Annotated in this window: 7 protein-coding genes; 6 read left to right on the forward strand and 1 reads right to left on the reverse strand. The window is 69.5% G+C overall.

Going from position 1 to position 4,479, the window contains the following annotated elements; genetic code table 11:
* Positions 1-267: 267 nt before the first annotated feature.
* The gene (locus tag AC1DZ6_RS19740) at positions 268-741 is read left to right on the forward strand and encodes a PaaI family thioesterase (protein ID WP_477098840.1); all 474 of its coding nucleotides are present in this window, start codon (positions 268-270) and stop codon (positions 739-741) included.
* A 3-nt stretch (positions 742-744) separates the two neighbouring features.
* The gene (locus AC1DZ6_RS19745) at positions 745-1,683 is read left to right on the forward strand and encodes an alpha/beta fold hydrolase (RefSeq protein ID WP_477098841.1); all 939 of its coding nucleotides are present in this window, start codon (positions 745-747) and stop codon (positions 1,681-1,683) included.
* Positions 1,684-1,686: 3 nt separating this feature from the next.
* On the opposite strand, the gene AC1DZ6_RS19750 is transcribed toward AC1DZ6_RS19745, so the two are convergent.
* Positions 1,687-2,292, reverse strand: coding sequence for a TetR/AcrR family transcriptional regulator (locus AC1DZ6_RS19750; protein ID WP_477098842.1), 606 nt, complete (start codon positions 2,290-2,292; stop codon positions 1,687-1,689).
* Between the two features lie 109 nt (positions 2,293-2,401).
* Between AC1DZ6_RS19750 and AC1DZ6_RS19755 the strand changes: the two genes are divergently transcribed.
* From AC1DZ6_RS19755 to AC1DZ6_RS19770, 4 genes are all read left to right on the forward strand, one after another.
* A complete protein-coding gene (locus AC1DZ6_RS19755) occupies positions 2,402-2,869 on the forward strand; it encodes a hypothetical protein (protein ID WP_477098843.1) in 468 nt (155 codons plus the stop codon).
* Between the two features lie 75 nt (positions 2,870-2,944).
* Positions 2,945-3,979 carry a glycosyltransferase family 9 protein gene (locus tag AC1DZ6_RS19760; RefSeq protein ID WP_477098844.1) on the forward strand — a complete coding sequence of 345 codons (1,035 nt, stop codon included), beginning with the start codon at positions 2,945-2,947 and terminating at the stop codon, positions 3,977-3,979.
* Positions 3,980-4,039: 60 nt separating this feature from the next.
* A complete protein-coding gene (locus tag AC1DZ6_RS19765; protein ID WP_477098845.1) occupies positions 4,040-4,270 on the forward strand; it encodes an aa3-type cytochrome c oxidase subunit IV in 231 nt (76 codons plus the stop codon).
* Positions 4,271-4,390: 120 nt separating this feature from the next.
* Positions 4,391-4,479 (forward strand): hypothetical protein (locus tag AC1DZ6_RS19770; RefSeq protein WP_477098846.1); only part of this gene is annotated, 89 nt, incomplete at its 3' end.

Consider the following 4,479-nt stretch of genomic DNA (forward strand, 5'->3'; position numbering starts at 1 on the left):
GCCGCCCCCGCCAGACCGCCAGCATCAGCTCCTGCATCAGGTCGTGCTGGTCGGCCGGCTCGGCGAAGGCGCGGGCCACCCGGCGCAGGGCGCCCAGGTGCGGCGCCAGCCATGCCGCGAAAGCCTCGTCCTCCTGTCGCCTGCCGCCCATGGTCCACCCCGTTTTCAGAAGGTTAGACGCCGGTCACTGTCTCGTCCTTACACGCAGGTCGAAAGCTTCCCCAGCGTCGCTCTTGCCACGGTTCAAACGCTCGTTAGACTTTACCCATGTCCGACGATCTCACAGACGCCCAGGCCGCCGCCATTCCCGAGGGCTATAGCCAGCTCAACTGGTCGCGCGGCTTCGGCCGGCAGATCGGACCGCTGTACGAACAACGCGCGGGGCCGGGCGAGGCGACCCTGGGCTTCCGCGTCGAGGAGCACCACACCAACGGCCTGGGCAATTGCCACGGCGGCATGCTGATGAGCTTCGCCGACATGGCCTGGGGGCGGATAATCTCCCTGCAGAAGTCGTATTCGTGGGTCACGGTGCGATTGAACTGCGACTTCCTGTCGGGCGCGCAGTTGGGCGACTTCGTGGAAGGCCGGGGCGAGCTGATCTCCGAACAGGATCTGGTGTTCACCGTGCGCGGCCGCATCTGGGCCGGCGAACGGACGCTGATGACCGGCACCGGCGTCTTCAAGGCCTTGTCGCCCCGTGCGCCCAGGCCTGGCGAAGTCGCTTTCAAGGCGGAGGCCTGAGCCATGGCGGACGATCGTCCCGCGCCGACCTCGCTGCTCGGCCCGTTCCATGGCGAGAAGCCGCCGGCTCCGGCCTGGTTCGAGGCGGCGATCGCCGTCGCGCCCGAGCGCTCGCGCATTCCCGTCGAGGGCGCCGAGATCGAGCTGCTGACCTGGGGCGAGGTCGGCAAGCCGGGCCTGCTGTTCCTGCACGGCAACGGCGCCCACGCCGACTGGTGGAGCTTCATCGCGCCGTTCTTCGCCCATTCTTCGCTTGGGGGGGACTGGCGGGTGGCGGCGATCTCGTGGTCGGGCATGGGCGGCTCGGACTGGCGGCCGGCCTATTCGGCCGCCTCTTTCGCCGCCGAGATCTTCGCGGCGGTCGAGGCGGCCCAGCTGGAGGCCGGCGGGACCAAGCCGATCCTGGTCGGCCACTCGTTCGGCGGCTTCCCAACCCTCTATTGCGGCGTCGAGCACGCCGACCGCCTGCGCGGGATCGTCATGGTCGACAGCAGCATCCAGCCGCCGGAGAAGCGCTGGCGCGGCCCGCCGTCGCGCCCTGACGCCGCCAACCGGGTCTATGCGACGCTGGAGGAGGCGCTCAGCCGCTTCCGGCTGGCCCCGCCGCAGGGCTGCGAGAACCTCTACATCGCCGACCACATCGCCCGGGGCTCGTTGAAGCAGGTCGAGGGCGGCTGGACCTGGAAGTTCGACCCGGCCATCTGGCAGCGGTTCTCGATGCCGGACCTGGGCCAACTGCTGCCGCGCATCGCCTGCCCGGCGGCGCTGATGTGGGGCGAGCGCTCGGCCCTGATGCACGCCGAGACCCTGAACTACATGTTCGGCGAGATGCCCGACGCCGTCCTGCGCGTCGCCATTCCGGACGCCGATCACCACGTGATGGTGGACCAGCCTCTGGCCTTCGTGGCGGGGCTGCGGGGTCTGCTGGCGGGGTGGGCCTAGGTCTCAATCCTCGTCCAGCGGCCGACCGCCTCTTTCCTTCAAGTCCTTGAGCAGGGTTCGCATGGCCCAGCCCATGGCCTTGGCGATGTCCTGGCCGCCCAGGCCCCAGTGGTCACGCATCTCCAGCCAGGGCGTGGTGTGCAGCACCTGCAGCACGGCCGTGGCCAGCTTCTGATCCTCGGGCGGCAGGGCCTTGACCGCCTCCGCGGCGGCCGCCGTGTAGCTGGCCACCCGCCGGACGTTCTGCGAGCGGCGCACCGCGCGGCCCTGCGGCGTGGACCGCACCAGGGTGGCCAACGGCGCGATCTTGTCGAAGCCGGTATAGATCGGCTCCAGCGAACTCAGCATCTCGGCTTCCGAGCGCGGGAAGGTCACCTCGGGCCCGGCCAGGCCCGTGACCCGGTCCCAGGCCGACTGCATCAACGCCTCGCGGTCGGGGAAGTAGCGATAGACCGTGCGCCGCCCGACGCCGGCCCGCTCGGCGATGACGTCGTGGTTCAGGTCGGCCACCCCCTCGGCCAGCAGTTCGATCAGCGCGTCGGTGATGCGCGTGCGCACCTCGTCCTTCTTGGCGTCGCGAGCACGGGGCGGGGCGGGGGCGTCGGTCATGCTCCCTGGCTAGGATCTGGCACAAAAAATGTCAAATTCAAGTTGACACAAATTGTGCCACTTTCTAGAACGCCGCTGCAAGTCGAAGGGAAGACCGATGTTATTTCACATGTCGATCGCGGCGAAGGATCCGCGCCACGTCGCCGGCGTCATCGCCGAGTTCTGGGGCGGCGAGGCCCTGCCGTTCCCGCCGGTCAGCGACGACGGCTGGATCGTGATGGCGGGAGACGAGCGCGGCAGCGCCCTGGAGGTCTATCCGGCCGACACCGTGCTGCGTGAAGCCGACGGCGACGCCGACGCCTATGGCGAGGCCGCCGGCCGGGACGTCTTCACCCCGACCCATGGCGCCCTGGCCACCCATCTGGACAGCGGTGCGGTGCTGGCCATCGCCGCCCGCGAAGGCTGGCCGGCCAAGTATCGCAAGCGCGGCGGCATGTTCGGCGTGATCGAGCTGTGGATCGAGGGTCGGCAGATGATGGAGTTGCTGACGCCGGAGATGCAGGACGAGTACCGCTCCAGCATGACCATCGCCAACTGGCGGGCCATGCTGGCGGCCGGGCCCCCGCCGGTGGCCTGATCCGGAAGGATTGATCTGGACGGTTGTGGGGTGGGGCTGGATGACAACATCACGAGCGCCCGCTAAGCCGGTCGCATGAGCTCCACCGCCAAGCCCGCCGGCCCCGTTCTCGTCTACGCGCCCGATCGCGGGATCGGCGACCTGATGTGGCATCTGCCGACCTTCCGGGCCATCGCGGCCCAGACGCCCGAGGGGCGGGTGGTGCTGGCCGCCCGGCCGTCCAGCCGGGCCGCCGAGGTGCTGGCGGTCGAGCCGTCGATCAGCGGCGTGGTCTATGCCCGCCACTTCACCGGATCGCTGAAGGGCGTGCGGGAGGTTCTCGACTTCTGGCGCATCTGCCGCGAGGTGAAGCCCCGCACCGTGTGGATCCTGGAGAAGATCGGCCGTCCGGCCCAGGCCGCCTGGCTGGCCGGCGTGCCTGAGCGACGCGGCTTCGGCCTGGGCCACAAGAGCCAGGAGCAATGGCTGCAGGGGCCGTTCCTGTCCAAGGCCATGCGGCCCGACCATCGCCTGGACAAGCTGGCGGCCTTCGAGATCCTGCACGGGCTCAAGGTCGACAGCCGCGAGCCCGACCTGCGGCTCGACCCCAAGGCCGTGGCGGCCGTCAAGGCGCGGTTCGGGGCCCAAGGCGAGGGGCGGCCCGGGCCCTGGCTGGTGATGGGCGTCGGGGCCAGCGAGCCGGCGCGCACCTGGCCCGCCGAGCGGTTCGCCGCCGTCTCCACGGCCTTGGCGGACCTGTTCCCGACCGTCTTCTGGCTGGGCGGCCCCAGCGACGCCTCGCGCGCCAAGCCCGCGATCGACGCCCAGCCCCTGACCGGCCGCGACGTCCTGGCTTGCGACCTGCCGCTGGACCAGGCCGCCGCCCTGATCGCCCTGTCGGCCGGGTTCCTGGGCAACGACTCGGGGCCGCTGAACGTCGCCGCCTCGGTCGGCCGCCCTGCGGTCGGCCTGATGGGCACCAGCCCCGTGCCGGCCTATTCGCGCTGGCTCTCGCGCCTCGACGGCGGGGAAGGGCGAATCGCCGACATTTCGGTCGATCAGGCCGCCCGGGCTGTTCGAACGCGGTTCACCGACGAGGCCTGGGCCAACCGCGACATCCCGGCGGCTTGAGCCCGCGCCCCGCACGTTGTAAGCGGCGGGGCGTTTTTTAATTCGACCTAGGAAACTGACATGGCCGGCGACTACAACCGCGGTGAGATGGACATCCACGAACAGTCCGCGACCTTCGACGCCTTTGGCAAGATGACCAAGTGGGGTTCGCTGGCCATCGCCGTCCTGCTGCTGACCATCACCCTGTGGTTCTGCACTACGGCCGGCTTCATCGGCGGCGTGATTCCCGGCGTCGTGCTGGCCGTGGTCGGCGTGGTGTTCCTGCGCGAAAAGCCCGCCTCCGCCCACTGACACCGGTGGACATCGGCATTTTTTTGCCGATGACGCGAGCGTAAGGCTCGACATCGGGCAAGAACATCCCCTAGAGAGACGCGCAAGCTTGTCTAAGCAAATTGCGCTCTTGGGAGGGGTATGCCGATGGCCGTTATCGCCGTCACGAAAGAGACCCGCGGTGGTGAAACCCGGGTCGCGGCCACGCCCGAGACCGTGAAGAAGCTGGC

The organism is Caulobacter sp. P1_B12_2, from assembly GCF_056406675.1.

Coding starts and splice junctions, on each gene's coding strand:
- AC1DZ6_RS19750 (WP_477098842.1), bottom strand. CDS start 2,292: ATGACCGACGCCCCCGCCCCGCCCCGTGCTCGCGACGCCAAGAAGGAC.
- AC1DZ6_RS19765 (WP_477098845.1), top strand. CDS start 4,040: ATGGCCGGCGACTACAACCGCGGTGAGATGGACATCCACGAACAGTCC.
- AC1DZ6_RS19740 (WP_477098840.1), top strand. CDS start 268: ATGTCCGACGATCTCACAGACGCCCAGGCCGCCGCCATTCCCGAGGGC.
- AC1DZ6_RS19745 (WP_477098841.1), top strand. CDS start 745: ATGGCGGACGATCGTCCCGCGCCGACCTCGCTGCTCGGCCCGTTCCAT.
- AC1DZ6_RS19755 (WP_477098843.1), top strand. CDS start 2,402: ATGTCGATCGCGGCGAAGGATCCGCGCCACGTCGCCGGCGTCATCGCC.
- AC1DZ6_RS19760 (WP_477098844.1), top strand. CDS start 2,945: ATGAGCTCCACCGCCAAGCCCGCCGGCCCCGTTCTCGTCTACGCGCCC.